The organism is Nocardiopsis sp. NPDC006832, assembly GCF_040635885.1.
GTDB lineage: Bacteria > Actinomycetota > Actinomycetes > Streptosporangiales > Streptosporangiaceae > Nocardiopsis.
In genome coordinates this window covers 153,290-173,463 of the sequence record NZ_JBEYLC010000001.1, presented here as the reverse complement: position 1 = coordinate 173,463, position 20,174 = coordinate 153,290, and the positions used below count along the sequence as shown (strand labels likewise).

Genomic DNA, 20,174 nt, shown 5'->3' with positions numbered 1-20,174 from the left:
CCATTGAGTCGACCGGGTCGACTTCTCCAGCGGCCTTCGACTGCGACGACCTGTAAGTGGGGCACAAGAGCATGAACTTCATTAACTGGCACAAGGAGGGTGAGGGTGTGCGACGGTGACGGGACTCGACCCGGTCAGGCCGGGTCGTGCGCGGCTGGTCGGATCGAGGAGCGGGACAGCAACAACGACAGACCCGCCCAGCCCACATCCGCCACGGTCATCACCAGGCGGGACAACACCGCCACCACCAGGGCCGCGCCCGCGTCCACCACCGGGGCCAGCGCGACCACCAACACCACCTCGCGCACCCCGAGCCCGGCCGGGGCGAACACCACCAGCAGACCCAGGGTCCAGGCCAGCGCGTAGGCGCCCACCGCCGGACCGATCGAGGCCAGGGCGTTCCCACCCACCGCCCAGGTCAGAAGCCACACGTGCGCGCCCAAGGGCACCCACGCCACCAGGGTCCACCCCACCGAGGCGGCCACGGCGCCCCCGCTGATCCGCAGTGGACCGGCCTCGGCCACCTCTCGGAAGCGGGCGAAGGGCCGTGCGGCCAGCCCGATGCCCCACCCCAACACCCGTGGGTGCAGGCAGGCGAGCAACACCGGGGCGGCGGCCAGCGCCCACCACCAGCGGCGGGCCGCCTCCGCCGATGACAGTGGCAGCGCCACCGCCGCCACGGCCAGACTCACCGCCACCGTCACCGCGATCGCCACCAGGGTGGCCGCCGCACCACGTGAGCGGGGCACGTTCCAGTCCCGGGCCAGTTCCACCTGGGCGACGAAGGCCCACACCGAACCCGGCAGGTACTTGCCGAGCTGACCGACGAACATCACGCGTGCGGCCACCGTACGTGGCAGTGGTGAACCCAGCCCGGCCAGGAGCGAACGCCAGGCCAGCATCTGCGCGGCCAACCCCAGCATCCCGGCCAGGACGGCGGTCGGCAGTACCCATAGGGGGAGTTCGGCCACGGCCTCGCGCGCCTGATTCCAGTTCGCGTGCACGGCCACGCCCGCGCAGGCGCACACCACCAGTAGCAGGGTGAGGCGCACCCACGTGTTACGTCGAAGCCGAGTCAGCACCCGGCCAGCCTAATGCGGTGACCCCCTAGGTTCACCGACTCGGGCCTGTCCCGCGTGATCTTGCTCGTAGCGCCCATTTGGGCGCCCAAATGGGCGCTACGAGCAAGATCATCCCGGTTGAGGACCCGTGAATCACACCGCCAACATTTCCGGCCATACCGAATGGTCGGGTGGCGGCCAGGATCCGTGAAAGACCGACGCGTAGGGTGGGCCGGTATGAGCGGTGCGAACGACCCGGAGCCCATTCCCACGCCCACGGCGTCCGCCATGCGCAGGGCGCTGGCCCGAGCGCGTGACGGCAAGACCCTGGACCCCACCGAAGCCGAGATCCTCCTGCACGCCCGTGGCGAAGACCTCGACCTCCTCCTCGACCACGCCGGACGGGTACGCGACGCCGGCCTGGAGGCCTCCGGGCGCGGAAACGTCATCACCTACAGCCGCAAGGTCTTCGTGCCACTGACCCGACTGTGTCGGGACCGCTGCCACTACTGCACCTTCGTCACGGTCCCCGGTCGGCTCGAATCCCCCTACATGTCCCCGGACGAGGTCCTGGAGATCGCTCGCAAGGGCGCCGAGATGGGCTGCAAGGAAGTCCTCATCACCCTGGGCGACCGCCCCGAGGACCGGTGGAAGCAGGCCGCCGAGTGGCTCGACTCGCGCGGCTACGACGACACCCTCTCGTACGTGCGCGCCATGGCGATCATGATCCTGGAGGAGACGGGCCTGCTGCCGCACCTCAACCCCGGGGTGCTCACCTGGTCGGACTTCCAACGCCTCAAGCCGGTCTCGCCCTCGATGGGCATGATGTTGGAGACCACCTCTCGGCGTCTGTTCGAGGAGAAGGGCCAACCCCACTACGGCAGCCCCGACAAGGACCCGGCCGTCCGGTTGCGCGCCCTGGAGGACGCCGGTCGCTCCAGCGTCCCCTTCACCACCGGCCTGCTGTTGGGCATCGGCGAGACGCTCGCCGACCGGGCGCACTCGATCTTCGCGATGCGCGGGGTCTCCCGCCGCTACGGCGGTCTCCAGGAGATCATCGTGCAGAACTTCCGCGCCAAGCCGGACACCGCGATGATGCACCGGCCCGACGCCGAGCGGGAGGAGATGGCCGCCACCATCGCCGTCACCCGCCTGGTCATGGGACCCAAGGCGCACATCCAGGCACCGCCCAACCTCATCGGCGCGGAGGACGGGAGCGTGGACGAGTACGCGCTGATGATCCGCGCGGGCATCGACGACTGGGGCGGGGTCTCCCCGCTCACCGCCGACCACGTCAACCCCGAACGCCCCTGGCCCCAGATCGACGACCTCGCCGCCCGTACCGCGGCCCAGGGCTTCACGCTGCGCGAGCGCCTCACCGTCTACCCCGAGTACATCCGGGCCGGCGAACCCTGGATCGACCCGCGGGTGCGCGCGCACGTCGACGCCCTGGTGGACCCCGCGACCGGCCTGGCTCGCGAGGACGCGCCCCTGGTGGGCCGCCCCTGGCAGGAACCCGAGGCGGTCATGGTCTCCTCGGGTCGCACCGACCTGCACACCGACATCGACACCGAGGGCCGTACCGAGGACCGGCGGAGTGACTTCGACGCGGTCTACGGGGACTGGGACGAACTCACCCCCGTCGTCGACCGCCAAGGCGCGGTGCCCCGGCGGACGGACCCCGAGATCGCCGCCGCCCTGCGCAGCGCCGAACGCGACCCCGCCGGGCTGAGCGACGCCGAGGCGCTCGCCCTGCTGCACGCCGACGGCGACGCCCTGGAGGCCTTCACCGGTCTGGCCGACCGGGTCCGCCGCGACACCGTCGGTGACGACGTCACCTACGTCGTCACCAGGAACATCAACTTCACCAACGTCTGCTACACCGGCTGCCGGTTCTGCGCCTTCGCCCAGCGCCGCACCGACGCGGACGCCTACACGCTCTCCCTGGACCAGGTCGCCGACCGCGCGGAGGAGGCGTGGAAGGCGGGAGCCACCGAGGTGTGCATGCAGGGCGGTATCCACCCGGACCTGCCCGGCACCGCCTACTTCGACATCGCCGCGGCCGTGCGCGAACGCGTTCCGGACATGCACGTCCACGCGTTCAGCCCGATGGAGGTCGTCAACGGCGCCGCCCGCACGAACATGTCGATCCGGGACTGGCTGACCCGCGCCCGCGAGTCCGGTCTGGGCTCCATCCCCGGTACCGCCGCGGAGATTCTCGACGACGAGATCCGGTGGGTCCTCACCAAGGGCAAGCTGCCCGCCTCGGAGTGGGTCGACGTCATCACCAACGCGCACGACCTGGGGATCCCCACGACGTCCACGATGATGTACGGACACGTGGACTCCCCGCACCACTGGGTGGCGCACATCAAGCTGCTGCGCTCCCTCCAGGAACGGTCCCGTGAGCGCAACGGACGGCCCGGTTTCACCGAGTTCGTCCTGTTGCCGTTCGTGCACACCAGCGCTCCGATCTACCTGGCCGGGCTGGCCCGTACCGGTCCCACCGTGCGCGAGAACCGGGCGGTGCACGCCCTGGCGCGGCTGTTGCTGCACGGACAGATCGACAACATCCAGGGTTCCTGGGTCAAGCTCGCCGAGGGCACCTTCCGGCAGCTGCTCCAGGGCGGTGTCAACGACGTGGGCGGCACCCTCATGGAGGAGACCATCAGCCGGATGGCGGGCTCGGGCCAGGGTTCGTACAAGACGATCAGCGACATCAAGGCCCTGGTGGGGCCGACGGGCCGTCCCGTTCGCCAGCGCACCACCACCTACGGCCCGGTCCCGGAAGAACGCCAGAGGGTGGCCGAGGACAGCGACGGCGTCGCCCCGAGCATCCTGCGCCCCAACCTGCCCGTGGTCTGAGGGGCCCCGAACCCGAAGGGCGGGACGCCGGTGATGGCGTCCCGCCCCTTGTGGGGTGCGGCCCGGCGAGGGGAGGTTCGGGCCGCGCGAGGCCGCGGGTGGGAGTGCTCCCGCGGATCGTTTCCTCTTACACGAGGGCCGCGGAAACGGTCTGGGCGAAGTCGTAGCCGTTCACCGCGTCCCAGTTGACGGACCAGGTCATCACGCCGCCGATCTGGCCGTAGGGGGTCTCGGGGGAGTACGCGCCGCAGCTTTCGCCGGTCTGCAGGCAGTTCAGGGCGGCGACCACGTCGCTCGGCGGCATGTACCCGCCGCCGGCGGCGTCGGAGGTGGCGGGCAGGCCCAGGCCGACCTGGTCGGCGCTCAGGCCCATCTCCAGCTGGATGCAGGCCAGGGCCGCGACGAAGTCGCTGGTGCCCTGCTCGTAGACGTTGCCGTCACACCCCAGCATCGTGCCGGAGTTGTAGTACTGCATGTTCACGATGGTGAGGATGTCGGAGATGTTCTCCGCCAGCTGGTAGTACCCGGCGTCCGGGCTCTGGAAGTCGATGGTCTGCGGGGCCATCGTGATGATCAGGTCGGAACCGGCCTGGCCGCTGAGGTCGTGCAGGGCGTCGCTCATGTGCTGGGCGTCGATGCCGTGCTCCAGGTCGATGTCGACGCCGTCGAACCCGTAGTCCTGCATGAGTTCGTAGGTGGTGTCGGCGAAGTTCTGCGCCTGGGTGGGGTTGGTGACGTCGACGTGGCCGAGCTCGCCGCCCACGGAGATGATCACCTTGCGGCCCTCGGCCTGCAGGGCGGTGATGTCCTCGCGGAACTGCTCGTCGGTGTACCCGCCCAGTTCGTCACTGGCGAGGTTGAACGTGATGCCGCCGTCGAGTTCGGGGTGGTTGTCGGCGAAGGCCACCGGCACCAGGTTGTACTCGGAGGGCACGTCCCCGAGCGGCATCACGGTGGAGCCGTTGTCGAAGTTGTGCCAGTACCCGGTCAGCCACTGGTCGGTCTGTTGGACCTCGACGGAGTCGGCGTTGGCCACGGTCTCGACCGGCTCGGCGGTTGCGCCACAGGAGGAGACGAGCGCGGTGGTGGCCGCGGCGAGGCCGCCGATGAGGGCGAGCCGGGCCTTTCGGGTGATGAGCATGAGGGGGTCGTTCCTTTCGTCGAGCGGGGAGACGGGGGAGACGAAGGTGCTCGTGTGAACCGGTAATTGTTAGGAGACCTTAGAGTTACCGCCGGTGCCCGTCAACGGAAATGGTTAAGAAAGTTTGTAGTTTTCTTGGGTACCCGGTACCGGCTGTTATCAGGGGGCGATCCCACCGCCCTTGCCACGCAGGTCCAGCTCCTTGCCGATCCCGGTGAACACGTCGTGGTCGATCTCCCCCGAGCGGTACAGCGCCATCAACGCGTCCCGGCGAGCCTGATCGATCTGACCGAGCATCGCGCCCCGCTCCCGGGCGTCCCGCTTGATCCGGTCCAGGTCGCCCTCCTCGGTGTCGAGCAGCCTCTTCAACCGACCGATCCGCCGTGAGTACCTCTCCCGGACCACGTCCGCCGTCTCGTCCTCCATGTCGCCCGCGGTGAGCAACTCGTCGACCTTGCGTACCGCCGCGCAGTCCATCTCGTACTCGGCCCGCAGGTACTCCTTGCGCCGGGTCCCCTCGTCGGTCAGCCCCAGCCGGCGCAGCAACCACGGCAGTGTCGCCCCCTGCCCGACCAACGTCACCATCACCACCACCCCGGCGACGAAGATGAGCCCGCCCCGATCCGTGAACGGGTCCCCGTCCAAGGTCGCGGGCAACGAGAGCGCGATCGCCAGGGACACCGCCCCGCGCATGCCGCTCCACCCGATCGCGACGCGCTCACGGAACGACGGAAGGTCCGATCTCAGCCGCGGTGCGAGACGCCGTGGGGGGCTGATCAACAGCATCAGCAGTACGCGCAGCACGATCGCCGTCGCGGTCACCGCCAACGCCACCGACACCAGGTACAGGAAGTCGAAACTCTCCCGCACGCTGGTGACCACCGCGTCCAACTGCAACCCCAGGAGGACGAACAGCATCGCCTCCAACAGGGTCACCAACGTGCCCCAGATGGTCTGGCCGCTCACCCGCACCCGGGGCGGCAACAGGCCCTCCCCGTGCGTGCCCAGGTAGAACCCGGCCACCACCGCCGCCAGTACCCCGGAGAAGCCCGCCATCTCCGCAGGGATGTAGGCCACGAACGGGAGGACGAGCGACACCATCAGTTGCAATGACGCGTCCCGGATCCGGCCCCGGGCCCAGGCGCCCCCCACGGCCACCAGCGCCCCGTAGGCCAGCCCGCCCACCACGACCTTGCCCAGTTCCAGGGCGGCGTCCCCCGGGGTGAGGGGATGCGCCATCGCGGTGACCGCCAGACCGAACAGGGTGAGCGCCACCCCGTCGTTGATCAGGGACTCGCCCTCCAGGATCGTCAGGACCCGGCGCGGGGTGCCCACGCGTTTGAGGATCGCCGAGGCCGCCACGGCGTCGGTCGGGGCGATCGCCGCCCCCAACGCGATCGCCGCGGGCCACCCGGCGTCCGGCAACAGCAGGTGGACGATCGCGGCCAACCCGAACGCCGTCGCCAGGGTCATTCCCACCGACAGCACGATGATGGGCCGCATCAGGTCGCGCATGTCCTTGGGCGAGGAGAAGAACGCCGCGTTGTAGATCAGCGGCGGCAGGAAGACCAGGAGGATGATCTCGGGGGTGATCGACAGCGAGTGCATCCACGGGACCACGCCCAGGACCATCCCCAGCATCACCAGCACCACGGCGCCGGGCATCCGGATCCGCCCGGAGACGACCTTCCCCACGATGACCGCCACCACCACGACCAACGTGGCGATCACGTACTCTTCCACGCGCACCCGGGCCCCCTAACTTCGGTCGCGCACCGGACCAGCATGCAGTGGTCGGGCGGCCACGACACGAGGACGCGCCGCCCGCGTGGCGGGCGGCGCGTCCTGACGTGGAGCCGGGGAATCCGCGAAAGGGAGCGGGGCTCAGGGCGTGTTCCGCGAATACATACCCTGCTGCGCGGCGCCCCAGCGGCACCGTCACAGCGTTCTCATCAGTCGACAGCCAAACCCGGGATGACTCCTTCTTCGGCCTTGTGCCGGCACCACTGGATGCACCGCTCGCGACGGGCAGCATCCACGGAACACGCCCTAGCGCACCACGACGAAGTCGTCGGGATCCCGGGGCGGGCGGTCCTTGGGAGGTTCGGCCGCGTATCCCACGGCCACCGAGCCCATCGGACGCCAGTCGTCGGGCACCTCCAGTACCTCTCGGACCACGTCCGCGCAGAACATCGTGGAGGAGATCCAGGCCGAACCCAGCCCCTCCATGGCCAGCCCCACCAGCAGGTTCTGCACGCCGGCGCCCATCGCCACATGGAACATCGACCGCTCGGCGTCGGCCCGGCGCTCGTCCGGGTACGGGTGCGCCCCGTCCGCGACCAGGAACGGCACCACCAGGTACGGGGCCCGTCGCAGCACGTCGCCGCGCCGGGTCCGCCGGGTGATCTGTTCCTCGGTGAACCCGTCCCCGCGCAGGTCGGTCACCCACGCCCGCAACATCTCGTCCAGCAGACGCTTGCGGGTGTGGGCCGACTCCACCATGACGAACCGCCACGGCGTCGTGTGGTGCGGGGCCGGAGCGGTCACCGCGGTGGCCACGGCGCGGCGCACCAGCGCCGGGTCGACCGGTCGGTCGGTGAAGGACCGTACCGTCCGTCGGGCGGGGACCACGTCGCGCGATCCATAGCGGAACATGTCGGCGTCGGCCGGCCGGATCAACTCGGCCGCGCCGGGGCCGTCCTCCTCGTCGACCAGGTCGCCCAGACCCGAAACGATCGCCACCGGAATCGCGCTGGTCTTGCCCTTGACCAGTTCACCGGCGCCGGCGATCTCGTCGGCGACGGCGTTGATCGTGGCGTCCATGAGGTTGCCGTGGGTGTCGACCGTGCCGCGCAGGTCCTGTGCCGCGCGCAGTCCGGCCACCCCGATCGCCACGTCGGTCTGACCCTCCCGCCAGGGGCGGCCGAAGGTGTCGGAGATCACCACGGCCACGCGCACGCCCAGGCGTTCGGTGATCTCGGCGCGCAGGGCACGGGCGGAGACGTCGGAGTCCTCGGGCAGCAATAGCACCGTCCCGGGTTCGACGTTGGAGGCGTCCACCCCGGCGGCGGCCATCACCAGCCCCTGTCGGGTCTGCACGATCCGGGTCCGACCCATGCGGGCCACCACCCGTTCGGTCTCGGCGTCGATGGCTTCCTCACGGTCCATCCGCACCGCGCGCCCCTCGGCCTTGCTGACGACCTTGGAGGTGACGACCAACATGTCACCGTCGACCAGTGGATCGCCCGAGGCCGCCACCGCGTCGACGATCAGCGCGGCCAGGTCGTCTCCTCGGCGTACCTCCGGTATCCCGACCAGGCCGCGCACGCGGAAGCCGGTGCTCATCGGTCCTCGTCCCCGCGCAGCTCCAGGGCCAGGTCCAGGGCGGCCCGGGCCAGCGCCTCGGTGGTCCGGGGGTCGCTCATGTACAGGGGGCGGGATCGGACCTCGATCCCGTCGACCTCGGTGTCGGCGTCGGCCTCGTCGACCAGCCAGCCGTCCAGCAGGTCCGAACCCAGGTGCTCGGCGACCGCTCGGGCGCTGGTCTCGACCCCGATGGCGGTGAGGCAGGCGTCGGCCATCCCGCGCACGGGCGCGCCGCCGATGATGGGGGATATGCCCACCACGGTCTTGTCGACGAGGGCCTCGCGGATCCCAGGGATCCCGAGGATGGAACCCACGCTGACCACGGGGTTGGACGGCGGCAGCAGGACCACGTCCGCGTCTTGGATGGCGCGTAGCACGCCGGGGGCCGGCTTCGCGGTGTCCGCGCCCACGGAGACGATCTCCGAGGCGGGCAGTGCGGCACGGTGCTCGATCCACCATTCCTGGAAGTGGATGGCCCGGCGCCCTTGCCCGTCCTCGACGACGATGTGCGTCTCGACCTGGTCGTCGCTCATCGGGAGCAGGCGCACACCCGGCTTCCAGCGGTCGCATAGCGCCTCGGTGATCGCGGAGAGGGGGAAACCCGCCGCGATCATCTGCGCACGTACGATATGTGTGGCGGTGTCCCGATCACCGAGCCCGAACCAGGTGGGTTTCATCCCGTAGGCGGCGAGTTCCTCCTTGACCGTGAAGGTCTCGTCGATCCTGCCCCAGCCTTGTTCCTCGTTGATCCCACCGCCCAGGGTGTACATCACGGTGTCCAGGTCCGGACAGATCCGGAGGCCGAAGAGGGTGATGTCGTCACCGGTGTTGCCGATGACGGTGATCTCGTGGTCTGTGGCCTGGTCCGGGCCGGTCGACGCGTCCATTCCCAAGGCGGCCTTGAGGCCGCGGAGGAAACGTGCGCCGCCGATACCGCCGGCCGGTACGACTATCCGCATGCGCCCAAGTCTGGCAGGCTGGGCAGGCGTATGGGTCGTCTGCCCCATGGTGGGCGCGGTCCATCGTGACCGATCCGGTGCGAGCGGTTTGCGAACCTTCCGGTGGCGGTCACCATCCCACCCCATCGGCTCCGCGTTCGGTGTCCCTTAAGTCCCGCCCACGCACGGTCGAGCCGATTCACCCGACAGTCCGACGATATGCCAAGCTTCCTCCGACGCGATGGCGAAGCAGCAGAGGGGAACCTCTCTTGAAAAACGAAACACTAGAACGCCTACGCCTGCCCGGGGCCTGGGTCCTGTTGGGGGCCGTGGGTGTCACGATGCTCTCGGGTCTCATCGATCTGATCATCATTTCGAGCGAGATCGGCGGGAGCTTCGCCGGGGCCATGGGAGGGGCCGGTTCGTCCTTCTACGGCATCAACGTCACCCTGCTGCTGATCGCGGCGGTGGCCCTGGTGTTGACCGGTGAGCGTACTCGCCCGAACTCCTTCCCGGTGGTCCTCACCGCGATGATCATGGTCGGGGTCGGGCTGCTGTTCTGCCTGATCGGCTTGATCAGTGGGTTCATCGACATCAACAACGGTGGCCTGGCGTTCTCCGGCTTCCTGTCTCGGGCCGCACTCGGCGCGGTGCTCGGCTTCTTCGGGTTCGCTCTGCTGAAGGCGTTCAACGACCCGAACCTGGTGCCGCGCGCGCAGCCGCAGCAGCAGGTCCAGTACCCGCAGCAGTTCCCGCCGGCCACCGGCGCGCAGCAGGGATTCGCCCAGCAGGGCTACCCCTCGGCCGACCCGGCCCAGGCCTACGGCCAGGACCCGGCGGCGCAGCAGGCGGCCTACGGTCAGCAGTACGGCCAGGAAGCCGCTCAGCAGCAGGTGGCCTACGGTCAGGACGCCTACGGCCAGCAGCAGGAGGCCGTCGCCCAGCAGTACGGCACGGGTGCGCAGCAGGCCGCCTATGGCCAGGACCCCTATGGTCAGCAGCAGGACGCCGCCGCCCAGCAGCAGGCGGCCTATGGCCAGGACCCGGCGGCCCAGCAGTACGGGACCGGCGCTCAGCAGGCCTATGGCCAGGATGCCTACGCCCAGCAGTACGGGACCGGTGCGCAGCAGGCCGCCTACGGCCAGGACGCCTATGGTCAGCAGTACGGCACGGGTGGCCAGCAGGCCTACGGGACCGGCGCTCAGCAGGCCTACGGTCAGGATGCCTACGCCCAGCAGTACGGGACCGGTGCGCAGCAGGCCGCCTACGGCCAGCAGTACGGGGCCGACTCCTACGGTCAGCAGTACAACGTCGACGCCTACGGCCAGCAGTACGGAACGGGCGCTCAGCCGGCCGCGCAGCCGGCCGAGTACGGGCAGGGCTACGACCCCTCCCAGTACGCCCCGCAGCCCTACGACGCTCAGCCGGTCGCCGACCAGCAGGCCCAGGACGCCATCCAGAACGGCTGGTACCAGAACCAGAACCAGGCCCAGCCGGGGCAGGAGCCGCCTGCCGAGGGCGGAGTTGAAGGATTCTTTAACTCCGGTGAGAACAATGGTGGTGAGTCGTCGGATCCGAACGCCGGCACCTACGGGAGCCAGTACGGATCAGGCGCCGGTTACGGCTCTGACCAGCAAGGACAGGGTGGAGCCGATGGCCAGCAGAACTGGTACGGCAACGACGGTCAGCGCTGATCCATCCTGGTAGGCCTCCCGGAAGCGCACCTTGGAAGGTACGTGAATGGCGTGGTAATCCACAGAACGGACATCGCGGGCCTGCCGTTGGAGGCTCGTCGCATGATATTCAGTGGATTACCACGCAGGGCGCTTGACCTCAGGTCGAGCATCCACGTGTAATTCCAATGTGGGATTTCCGCCCGACCCGGGGGATGAAAAGGGTCGGGACATCTATTGGGGGGCTACAGGAGGTGCGCATGAGCGAGGTCATCCCGCTGGCGCACGGTTCGGATGAAGATCCGGGCTGGCAGGAACGTGCCTTGTGCGCGCAGACCGACCCGGAGGCGTTCTTCCCCGAGAAGGGCGGCTCCACCAGGGAAGCCAAGAAGGTCTGTCAGTCGTGCGAGGTACGTGCGGAGTGCCTGGAATACGCGCTGGAGCATGATGAACGCTTCGGCATCTGGGGGGGACTCTCCGAGCGCGAGCGCCGAAGGCTGAAGAAAGCCGCCGGGGGAGATTTCGATTTCCTGGCGGACATGCTCTGAGGAGCCATCGCCATAGCGCGTCCGGGCACGAGCCCGGGCGCGCTTTTCTCATGTCGGTGGCTCTGAACCACGCCCTCCCTCCTCCGATGGGGTGAATGCTCCGATATGGTCGCACCGTCCCCCTGACCCGAATAGACCTGTAATGGTGCGGGGTGGCGTATCGTGATGTCCCGCGTTCGCGCCCGCGAGCCGCCCCGCGCACTCACGCGCCGACCGGCCGGCCCGGCCGGAGTATCCCCGGCCCCGTGCAGCACGGGTGCCGATCCATCTCCCGGAGAGAACCCACCACAGCCGTGCATGACCTGGATTCCGCCCGTCACGTCGTCACCGCTGTCCTCGTGTCCCACGACGGCGCACGCTGGTTGCCGGAAACCCTGTCCGCGCTGCGTGCGCAGAGCAGGCCCGTCCAGCGCGTGGTGGCGGCCGACACCGGCAGTACCGACGGAAGCACCGACGTCCTCGCGGACCACCTGCCCGACGACGCGATGATCGACCTGCCCGACGACACCGGCTACGGCGACGCGATCCGGGCCGCCTTGGACCTACCGCGTTCCACCACCGAGGTACGGGGCTTCGACGACGACGCCACCGAGTGGTTGTGGCTGATCCACGACGACCTCACCCCGGAGAGGGACACCCTCGAACAGCTGCTGACCGCGGCGGACAACGACCCCCGCACCGCGGTCCTGGGCCCCAAGCTCCGCGACTGGTTCGACCGCCGGCTCCTGGTCGAGGTCGGCGTCACCATCGACGGGGCAGGCCGCCGCGAGACCGGCCTGGAACAGCGTGAGTTCGACCACGGTCAGCACGACGGCACCCGCCAGGTCCTGGCCGTCTCCAGCGCGGGCATGCTGGTCCGCCGCGACGTGTGGGAACGGCTCGGCGGGTTCGACCCGGCGCTGCCCCTGTTCCGCGACGACATCGACTTCTGCTGGCGTGTGGGCGGCGCGGGACTCCGGGTGCGCCTGGTCACGGAGGCCATCGCCTACCACGCCGAGGCCTCGGCCCGCCGCCGTCGGCGCATCACGGCCACCCGCAACCACCCCCGCCGGATCGACCGCAGGCACGCGGTGTTCGTCCTGCTCGCCAACCTGCCCGTCGGTGGCATGGTGTTCGCCCTGTTGCGCAACTCGGTCGCCTCACTGTTGCGCGTGATCCTGTACCTGCTCATCAAACAGCCGGCGAACGCGCTGGACGAGGCGGCCGCGATCACCATGGTCTACGGCAGGCCGTTCCGGCTGGCCAAGGCCCGTTTCCGCCGCCGACGCGACCGTCGCCGAACCTACAGCGCGATCCGCCCCTTCCTCGCCCGCGGCGTGGCCGCCCGGCAGTTCGCCGACGCGTTCACCGGGCTCCTCACCGGCGAATCGGTCGGCGACACCGCGGGCCGGCACCAGGCCGTGACCGTCCAGCCGGGTGAGGAAGAGGACGGGGTCGCCGACGACGCCGACTCGTTCCTGCGCCGGGTGGTCCTGCAACCCGGTCCGATGCTGGTCATCGGGTTGACCGTGATCACGATCATCGCCGAACGTTCGCTCCTCTTCGGCGACCTGCTCGCCGGGGGCGCGCTTCCCGCGGTGGCGGGCAACGCCGCCGACCTGTGGAACCTGTACCTGTCCGCGCATCCCGACACCGGTGTGGGCACCGACGGCCCGGTCCCGCCCTACGTGGGTGTGCTGGCGCTGCTGTCCACCCTCACCCTGGGCCAACCCTGGGTCGCCGTCATGGTGATCCTGCTGGGCTGCGTCCCCTTGGCCGGCCTGACCGCCTACCTGCTCGCCAAGGAGGTGCTGGGCTTCCGCCCGGCCCGTCTGTGGATGGCCGGCGCCTACGCGCTGATGCCGATGGCCACCGGCGCGGTCGCCCAAGGCCGTCTGGGGACGGCCCTGGTACACGCCCTCCTGCCGATCCTCGGACTGTTGTTGGTCCGGCTCGTGTCCATGCCGCCCAAGTCCTCCCGACGGGCCGCCTGGGGACTCGCCCTGACCCTGACCGTGGCCACCGCATTCGTCCCCCTCGTCTGGCTGCTGTGCCTGGTCACCGGGGTACTCGTGGCGTTGGCCTTCGGGCACCTGGGCCGCCGCGTCTACGTCAGCGTCGGAATCGGCCTGGGCGTGCCGTTGATGCTGCTCATGCCGTGGACCCTCGAACTCCTGCTGCACCCGAGCCTGTGGCTGCTGGAGGCGGGGCTGCACCGGCCCGAGCTGTCCGACCCCGGGGCCACCCCCGTCGAACTGCTCATGCTGTCCCCGGGCGGCCCCGGCACCCCTCCGTACTGGGTCACCGCCGGGTTCATCGCGGCGGCGCTGTGCTCGTTGCTGCTGCTCCGCAACAGGATGATCGTGGCGGCGGGTTGGTCGCTCGCCCTTTTCGGTCTGCTCATCGCCATCCTCACCGGCCAGGTCGTGATCGAGCCCTACTTCGGTGGTCCGCCCGCCCAGGTCTGGCCCGGGGTCGCGCTCGCCTTCGTCGCCACCGCCGTGCTGCTCACGGCGGCCACGGCGGCACGGGCGTTCGGCGACATGATCGGTGGAGGGGGCCTCAAGCGGTACTTCGCCCTGGGTGTGGCCACCCTCGCCCTGGCCACCCCGATCACCGCGGCCGGTCTGTGGATGTGGGAGGGAGTGGACGGACCCCTCACCGCGGACGCCACCCCGGCCGTTCCCGGTGCCCTGATCAGCGTCAGCGGCGATGGGACCCGACCCCGCACCCTCATCGTCACCCCCGCCGATGACGGCGCTTTCGACTACGTGGTGGCGCGAGGTCGCGAACCCCGCCTGGGCGAGGAACGGCTCGTGCCCGATCCGGAGACCCGTGCCGTCATGGATCGGGCGGTGGCCGAACTCGCCGCCGGCCAGGGCGATCAGCTGGTCGCCCTGCTCGACCACGGCATCCAGTACGTGCTCTACCCCCGGCCCGAGCTGGGCGGACCCGCGGACGCCACCATGGTCGACATCCTCGACGGCACCCCCGGCCTGGGTCGGCAGTCGCTCTCCCACCACTACGGGCTCTGGCGGATCGCCGAGCCCACCGGTGCGCTGCGCGTGGTCGAAGAGGACGGTGTGACCGCCGAGGCACTCACCGTGGACGGTTCCGCCGACGACCTCACCGCACAGGTCGAGGAAGGCCACACGGGACGGCGCCTGGCCCTGGCCGAGACCGCCGACGACGGCTGGGAGGCCAGCCTGGACGGTGTCGAGCTCACCCCGGTGGAGACCGAGAACGGTACCCAGGCCTGGACCCTGCCGGTGAACGGCGGGGAACTGCGGATCCGTTACACCGACCTGGTGCAGCGGGCCTGGGTCCTGACCCAGGGCGTACTGCTGCTGATCGTGTCGGTGCTGGCCGCGCCGGGTGTGCGTACCGAGGAGGAACGGCGCCTCATCCAGGCCACCCCGATGCCGAGCCCGCGCCGTCCGCGCAAGGGCCCCTCGGCGCCGGGTCGGGGCCGACGAACCCGCAGGGGCGCCACGGTCGAGACCGAGGCTCCACCGGAGGACACCGCCAAGGAGGGCGTCTCCCCGGAGGACGCCGGCGACGACCAGGTCGATGACCCGGGCGACGAGCCCGACAGCGGGCCCACCACCACCGGGTCCATTCCTGTGGTCGGCGGCCGTCGTCGTGGCAAGCGCGGGACCAGGCGGGCCGGCACCCGCAGGGCTCCGAAGAAGCGTCGAGCGGACGACAAGGGCGCGTCCCGCGATGACGCGGAGAGCCCCGACGATGAGAGGGAGGGCTAGATGCGACTGATCGTGGAGAACCGGTTCGCCCTGTTCGGACTGGTCGCGCTGGCCCTGCTCGCCCTGTTCGGGGTCGCCTTCGTCATCCGGCCGGTCAACCCCGAACTCGGGGTGTCCCGGCCCGGGACCGTCCGTCCCGAACTGGCCACACGCGTGTGCCCGGCCCCCCATGAGTCAGAGGACGACGGCGCGGAGAGCTCGATGGCGGGCTTCGCGCCCCGGGTGGGCCGCGACGACGAGGGGGCCCTGTGGGCGACACCCGTCGAGGGAACCCCGCAGGAGGACGAGGACACCGACGCGGAGGAGACGGACGAGGCGGACGAGGACACGGAAACCGAGTCCCGGAGCCCCGATGACGCCGAGGAGGCCGACGAACGCGGAGACCTGCTCGGCGAGGAACTCACCGAACCCGGCCGGGTCTGGCGCACCGACACCGGTGAGGTCTCCCATCCCACCGCGCTGAACGCCGAGGGTTCGCTGGCCTCCGGCCTGGACGTCGCCCAGACCACGGTGTCCGACGACGCCGTCACCGAGGTCCGCTGCGGTGAACCCGGCATCGGCGCGTGGTTCGCCCTGCCCGGCGGTGGCGGTGCCGACGGGGTCGAACTGGAGACCCTCACCGTGCACCTGACCAACCCCGAGGACTTCCGGGCCACCACCAGCATCGACATCTACGCGTCCGAAGGGCCCTCCTACTCACCGGAGAGCCGGGGGATCGGCCTGGAACCGGGGGAGTCGACCACCATCGACGTCACCGAGCTCATCCAGAACACCGGTTCCATCGGCGTTCACGTGCGCACCAGCACGGGACGCGTGGCCGCCTCCCTGCTCGCCGAGCACGCCGAGGGGCACACCGACTGGGTCACCCCCACTCGGGCCCCTGACGTCGAACAGGTCATTCCGGGTCTGCCCGCCGGTGAAGGCGTCCGGCGCCTGATCGTGGCCGCGCCCGGTGACGAACCCGTCGAGGCCCGCGTCCACGTGGTCCCCGAGGAGGGTTCCACCGAGGACGGTGACGAAGAGGCCGAGGACGAGGGCGAAGGCAACGGTGGCAAGGGCACCCCGGACGATCCGATGATCCTCAACGTGCCGCCCGCCGCCTCCGCCTGGATGACCATGGAGAGCGCCCTGGCCGGTCTCCCCGGCACGATCGTGGTCGAGTCCGACTCCCCGGTCGTGGCCGGTGTGATCGTCGAGGAGGTCGACTCCGACGACGGCTCGACCGTCGTGGAGACCGCCTACACGGCCGCCGTCGACCCGCTCGCGGCCCCGCTGAACGGCACCGCGGTCATCCCGGACGTGCCCGAGGACGTCGACGTCGAGCTCATCCTGGGCGCCCCCGACAAGGACGCCAGGGTCGTGGCCACCCCCATCTCCGCCGACGGCAGCATGGGCGACGCGGTGCGCGCCGACGTGGCGGGCGGTACCACGCACGTCTTCGGAACGGACACCGACGGTTGGGCCCCGCCCTCGGGGGCCGACCCCGCGGACGGGTACGCGGTGCGCCTGGAACTGTTGGACGACTCCGGGCCGGTGTACGTGGCCCGGGTGCTGCGCTCGGGTTCGGGGATCAGCGTCCTGCCCGTGCGGCCCGCGCCCATCGAGGTCCGCCTACCGGTCGTCCGAGACAGCATGACCGGTGTGGTCCCCTAGTGCCGCGTCAGCCAGGATTCACCCCGTCGCGGAGTTCGGCACGGCACCTCGCCGCGTTGGCGAAAAGCCCACATAGGAACCACTATGAGGACTTCCCGCCGCCTTGCGATGCACCATCCTGAACCCCGCTCCGTAACGGGCGAATCCCGACCGACGCGGCACTGGCGGAGCGCTTCGGGCAGGGGTGGAATCCGGTCGTGCGGGGTGGCACGGCCGGATCCGGACCCGTGGGGGCGGGGCCGGGTCGTCACCCTTCCGGGTCGACCGACTCCGGCTCCACCCCGAGCAGGTTGGCGACCTCCTCGACCACGGCCTCGTGGACCAGGAGGGCCATCTCGTCCGGATCCTTGGTCCGGATCTCCACGGGACGGCGGTAGACGACGATCCTGGCCCGACCCTCGGGGTCGGTCTCCAGGCGGGAGAAGGGGATCGTCTCGGATGGCTCGCCGCGGGGCGGGACCGGCGGAACGTCCTCCACTAGGAAGTCGACGTTCGCCAGCTCGCGTGCCCACAACCGTTCGAGGCGTTCGACCGCGTCCAAGACGAGGTCGTCGAAGGCCTGCGCTCGGCTGCGGTACACCGGTAGGTCGGAGGGCACGAGAGGACCGCGGATGCCTCGGCCGCGGCGGTCCCGGCGCCGGACTCGATCTGGTTGGCCACTGGAAAGGCGCACTCGTCGCACACTTCGAGCCTAAGCCATCACGGGCCCCTGGCGTAGCCCCTGTCCGATTCGGGCCCCAAGGCCATGGTGGGGCCGTGGATCCCGGGAACCCGCTCGAAGCCGGCGAGTGGGTTCGGAAAACGTACAGCTCATGACACGATGCTGGCGTGTCCCTCGGTAAAGGCATACAGTCGAACGCTGTGAGCCATGTTCGACGCTGTTCCCGCACCGCGTGCAGGCAGCCCGCCGTATTCACGCTCACGTACGTCTACGCCGACTCCACCGCCGTCCTCGGACCGCTCGCCGCCTACGTGGAACCGCATTGCTACGACCTGTGCGCCATGCACGCCGAGCGCCTGACCGCACCGCGCGGGTGGGAGGTGGTCCGGCTCCCGGTCGAGACGTCGGGCGGAGGCCCCGGCAGCGATGACCTGGAGGCGCTGGCGGACGCCGTACGTGAGGCGGCGCGGCCGCCAGCGCGTTCTGAGCCGTCCCCCGGAGAGCCGGTGGGCGAGGGCCAGGAGATCCTGCGCCGCGGCCACCTACGCGTGGTCAAGTCCGACCGTTCCGAACAGCGAGACCCTCGCCGACCGCACGGCTGAACGGGCGCCCCCTCCGGGCGATGCCCGTGGGGCTCCCAGCCGGTACCTTGCTAGTTTTGTACGGCGTCCGGAACCCGGACGCTGGACCGAACTCGTGGCAGAACCGACCCGGCCGGAGCAGACGTGGTTGACCTCGGAAGCATCTTCAAGGCATACGACGTGCGGGGTGTGATTCCGGACACCTTCAACGCCGATATCGCCCGAGCGATCGGTGCGGCATTCGCCCGCGTGGTGGCCGCTTCCTCCGTCGTGGTCGCCCACGACATGCGCCCCTCCTCGCCGGAGCTCGCCCACGCCTTCGCCGACGGGGTCACCTCCCAGGGCGTGGACGTGGTGTTCGCCGGACTCGGCTCCACCGACCTGCTCTACTACGGGTCCGGTGCCCTGGACATGCCCGGTGCCATGTTCACCGCCAGTCACAACCCGGCGGAGTACAACGGCATCAAGATGTGCCGGGCCGGGGCCGCGCCCATCAGCGGCGAGTCCGGTCTGGACGACATCCGTCGTCTCGCCCAGGAGAGCCTGAACGGGGGCGGCGTCCCCGCCCACGACGGCCCGAAGGGCACCGTCGCCGAGAGGGACCTGCTCGCCGACTACGCCGAATACCTGCGCGACCTGGTGGACCTGTCGGGTTCTCGGCCGCTCAAGGCCGTGGTGGACGCCGGCAACGGCATGGGCGGCCACACCGTCCCCGCGGTGCTGCGCGACCTGCCGCTGGAGATCGTGCCCCTGTACTTCGAACTCGACGGCACCTTCCCCAACCACCCGGCCAACCCGTTGGACCCCGACAACCTGGTCGACCTCCAGGCCAAGGTGCGCGAGACCGGCGCCGACATCGGTCTGGCCTTCGACGGTGACGCCGACCGCTGCTTCGTCATCGACGAGCGGGGCGAACCGGTACCCCCGTCCGCGGTCACCGCGCTGGTCGCCGTCCAGGAACTGAAGCGCGAACCGGGCGCGACCATCATCCACAACCTCATCACCTCCGCGGCGGTCCCCGAGATCGTCGCCGAACACGGCGGCGAGCCCGTCCGCACCCGGGTCGGTCACTCCTTCATCAAGGCGACGATGGCCGAGAGCGGGGCCGTCTTCGGTGGTGAGCACTCCGCCCACTACTACTTCCGGGACTTCTGGAAGGCGGACACGGGTATGCTCGCGGCGATGCACGTCCTCCGTGTCCTGGGGGCGGACCAACGGCCGCTCTCGCAGATCACGGAGGAGTACTCCCGCTACGCGGCCTCGGGTGAGATCAACTCGAAGGTCGACGACGCCTCCGGTCGCATGGCGGCGGTACGCGAGGCGTTCGTCGGACGGGACGGAGTCACCGTCGACGAACTCGACGGTCTCAGCGTCACCTTGCCGGAAGGGGCCTGGTTCAACCTGCGCGCCTCCAACACCGAGCCGCTCCTGCGGCTCAACGTCGAGGCCGCCGACGACACAGAGGTCGCGCGCCTGCGCGACGAGGTCCTGGACATTGTCCGTGCCTGACCCGACCTCGCACGAGGCCGGCACACGAGGAACGAGAATCATGAGCACGAAGATCGACGGCTGGCTGCTGGAGATCCTGGCCTGCCCGCAGAGCCAGGCGCCGCTGCGCCACGACCCCGAGACCGACGAGCTGGTCTGCGACGAGAGCGGCCTGGCCTACCCCATCCGGGACGGCATCCCGGTCCTGCTCGTCGACGAGGCGCGCAAGATCTCCCAGCCCTGAACCCTCACCCAGGGGCCTTCACGAGGTACCCCCGGCAGGATCGAAAAAGGTTCGGGCCGAAACGGAACGTTCTACTCGTTTCGGCAGTCATAGGGGGTACGTCGGTCAGGCGGTGACCCACAGGGTCCCGTCTCTCCCAGCACGCCGACCGACGTACCCTGCCCGTACCCTGGTCCTGCGCGCCCCGCACAAGACGACCTCCCTGGAGGACACCG

Annotated in this window: 14 protein-coding genes; 8 read left to right on the top strand and 6 right to left on the bottom strand. The window is 70.0% G+C overall.

From position 1 onward, the window contains the following. Positions 1–134 precede the first annotated feature (134 nt). A complete protein-coding gene (locus ABZ717_RS00705) occupies positions 135–1,082 on the bottom strand; it encodes a lysylphosphatidylglycerol synthase domain-containing protein (protein ID WP_358503372.1) in 948 nt (315 codons plus the stop codon). A 216-nt stretch (positions 1,083–1,298) separates the two neighbouring features. Between ABZ717_RS00705 and ABZ717_RS00700 the strand changes: the two genes are divergently transcribed. After that, on the top strand, positions 1,299–3,926 hold the full coding sequence (locus ABZ717_RS00700; protein WP_358503369.1) for a bifunctional FO biosynthesis protein CofGH: 2,628 nt from the start codon (positions 1,299–1,301) through the stop codon (positions 3,924–3,926). A gap of 127 nt (positions 3,927–4,053) precedes the next feature. Here ABZ717_RS00700 and ABZ717_RS00695 read toward each other — a convergent pair whose 3' ends face one another. The 4 genes from ABZ717_RS00695 to cofD all read right to left on the bottom strand — a co-directional run bounded on the left by ABZ717_RS00695 (position 4,054) and on the right by cofD (position 9,392). Next, the gene (locus ABZ717_RS00695) at positions 4,054–5,067 is read right to left on the bottom strand and encodes a chitinase (RefSeq protein ID WP_358503366.1); all 1,014 of its coding nucleotides are present in this window, start codon (positions 5,065–5,067) and stop codon (positions 4,054–4,056) included. A 159-nt stretch (positions 5,068–5,226) separates the two neighbouring features. Continuing rightward, positions 5,227–6,816 (bottom strand): Na+/H+ antiporter, encoded by a 1,590-nt coding sequence (locus tag ABZ717_RS00690; protein ID WP_358503363.1) that lies wholly within the window; start codon positions 6,814–6,816, stop codon positions 5,227–5,229. 300 nt (positions 6,817–7,116) lie between these two features. Further along, a complete protein-coding gene (locus tag ABZ717_RS00685; protein WP_358503360.1) occupies positions 7,117–8,412 on the bottom strand; it encodes a coenzyme F420-0:L-glutamate ligase in 1,296 nt (431 codons plus the stop codon). Further along, positions 8,409–9,392: a 2-phospho-L-lactate transferase gene (gene cofD, locus ABZ717_RS00680; RefSeq protein WP_358503357.1), complete on the bottom strand. Its 984-nt coding sequence runs from the start codon at positions 9,390–9,392 to the stop codon at positions 8,409–8,411. The genes ABZ717_RS00685 and cofD overlap by 4 nt, the downstream gene beginning before the upstream one ends. A 248-nt stretch (positions 9,393–9,640) precedes the next feature. Here cofD and ABZ717_RS00675 point away from each other — a divergent pair, with 248 nt between their 5' ends. The 4 genes from ABZ717_RS00675 to ABZ717_RS00660 all read left to right on the top strand — a co-directional run bounded on the left by ABZ717_RS00675 (position 9,641) and on the right by ABZ717_RS00660 (position 16,985). After that, positions 9,641–11,065, top strand: a complete 1,425-nt coding sequence (locus tag ABZ717_RS00675; RefSeq protein WP_358503355.1) for a hypothetical protein — start codon at positions 9,641–9,643, stop codon at positions 11,063–11,065. Between the two features lie 239 nt (positions 11,066–11,304). After that, the gene (locus ABZ717_RS00670; RefSeq protein ID WP_067605953.1) at positions 11,305–11,592 is read left to right on the top strand and encodes a WhiB family transcriptional regulator; all 288 of its coding nucleotides are present in this window, start codon (positions 11,305–11,307) and stop codon (positions 11,590–11,592) included. Positions 11,593–11,885: 293 nt separating this feature from the next. Continuing rightward, entirely contained in the window at positions 11,886–15,332 is a 3,447-nt protein-coding gene (locus ABZ717_RS00665) for a glycosyltransferase family 2 protein (RefSeq protein WP_358503351.1), read from the top strand. Then, on the top strand, positions 15,333–16,985 hold the full coding sequence (locus ABZ717_RS00660; protein WP_358503348.1) for a DUF5719 family protein: 1,653 nt from the start codon (positions 15,333–15,335) through the stop codon (positions 16,983–16,985). A 247-nt stretch (positions 16,986–17,232) separates the two neighbouring features. Here the strand turns inward: ABZ717_RS00660 and ABZ717_RS00655 are convergent, their stop codons facing one another. Further along, positions 17,233–17,583, bottom strand: coding sequence for a metallopeptidase family protein (locus tag ABZ717_RS00655; protein ID WP_358503345.1), 351 nt, complete (start codon positions 17,581–17,583; stop codon positions 17,233–17,235). 263 nt (positions 17,584–17,846) lie between these two features. Between ABZ717_RS00655 and ABZ717_RS00650 the strand changes: the two genes are divergently transcribed. The 3 genes from ABZ717_RS00650 (at position 17,847) to ABZ717_RS00640 (ending at position 19,959) form a co-directional block, all read left to right on the top strand. Then, a complete protein-coding gene (locus tag ABZ717_RS00650; protein ID WP_067607308.1) occupies positions 17,847–18,248 on the top strand; it encodes a DUF3499 domain-containing protein in 402 nt (133 codons plus the stop codon). 123 nt (positions 18,249–18,371) lie between these two features. After that, positions 18,372–19,736: a phosphomannomutase/phosphoglucomutase gene (locus tag ABZ717_RS00645; RefSeq protein WP_358503342.1), complete on the top strand. Its 1,365-nt coding sequence runs from the start codon at positions 18,372–18,374 to the stop codon at positions 19,734–19,736. A gap of 40 nt (positions 19,737–19,776) precedes the next feature. After that, positions 19,777–19,959, top strand: coding sequence for a Trm112 family protein (locus ABZ717_RS00640; protein WP_067607312.1), 183 nt, complete (start codon positions 19,777–19,779; stop codon positions 19,957–19,959). The last annotated feature ends 215 nt before the right edge of the window (positions 19,960–20,174 follow it).

What these genes read in the sequence shown, in the direction of transcription:
- ABZ717_RS00700 (WP_358503369.1), top strand. Translation starts at nt 1,299, where the DNA reads ATGAGCGGTGCGAACGACCCGGAGCCCATTCCCACGCCCACGGCGTCC.
- cofD (WP_358503357.1), bottom strand. Translation starts at nt 9,392, where the DNA reads ATGCGGATAGTCGTACCGGCCGGCGGTATCGGCGGCGCACGTTTCCTC.
- ABZ717_RS00640 (WP_067607312.1), top strand. Translation starts at nt 19,777, where the DNA reads ATGAGCACGAAGATCGACGGCTGGCTGCTGGAGATCCTGGCCTGCCCG.
- ABZ717_RS00660 (WP_358503348.1), top strand. Translation starts at nt 15,333, where the DNA reads ATGCGACTGATCGTGGAGAACCGGTTCGCCCTGTTCGGACTGGTCGCG.
- ABZ717_RS00685 (WP_358503360.1), bottom strand. Translation starts at nt 8,412, where the DNA reads ATGAGCACCGGCTTCCGCGTGCGCGGCCTGGTCGGGATACCGGAGGTA.
- ABZ717_RS00695 (WP_358503366.1), bottom strand. Translation starts at nt 5,067, where the DNA reads ATGCTCATCACCCGAAAGGCCCGGCTCGCCCTCATCGGCGGCCTCGCC.
- ABZ717_RS00670 (WP_067605953.1), top strand. Translation starts at nt 11,305, where the DNA reads ATGAGCGAGGTCATCCCGCTGGCGCACGGTTCGGATGAAGATCCGGGC.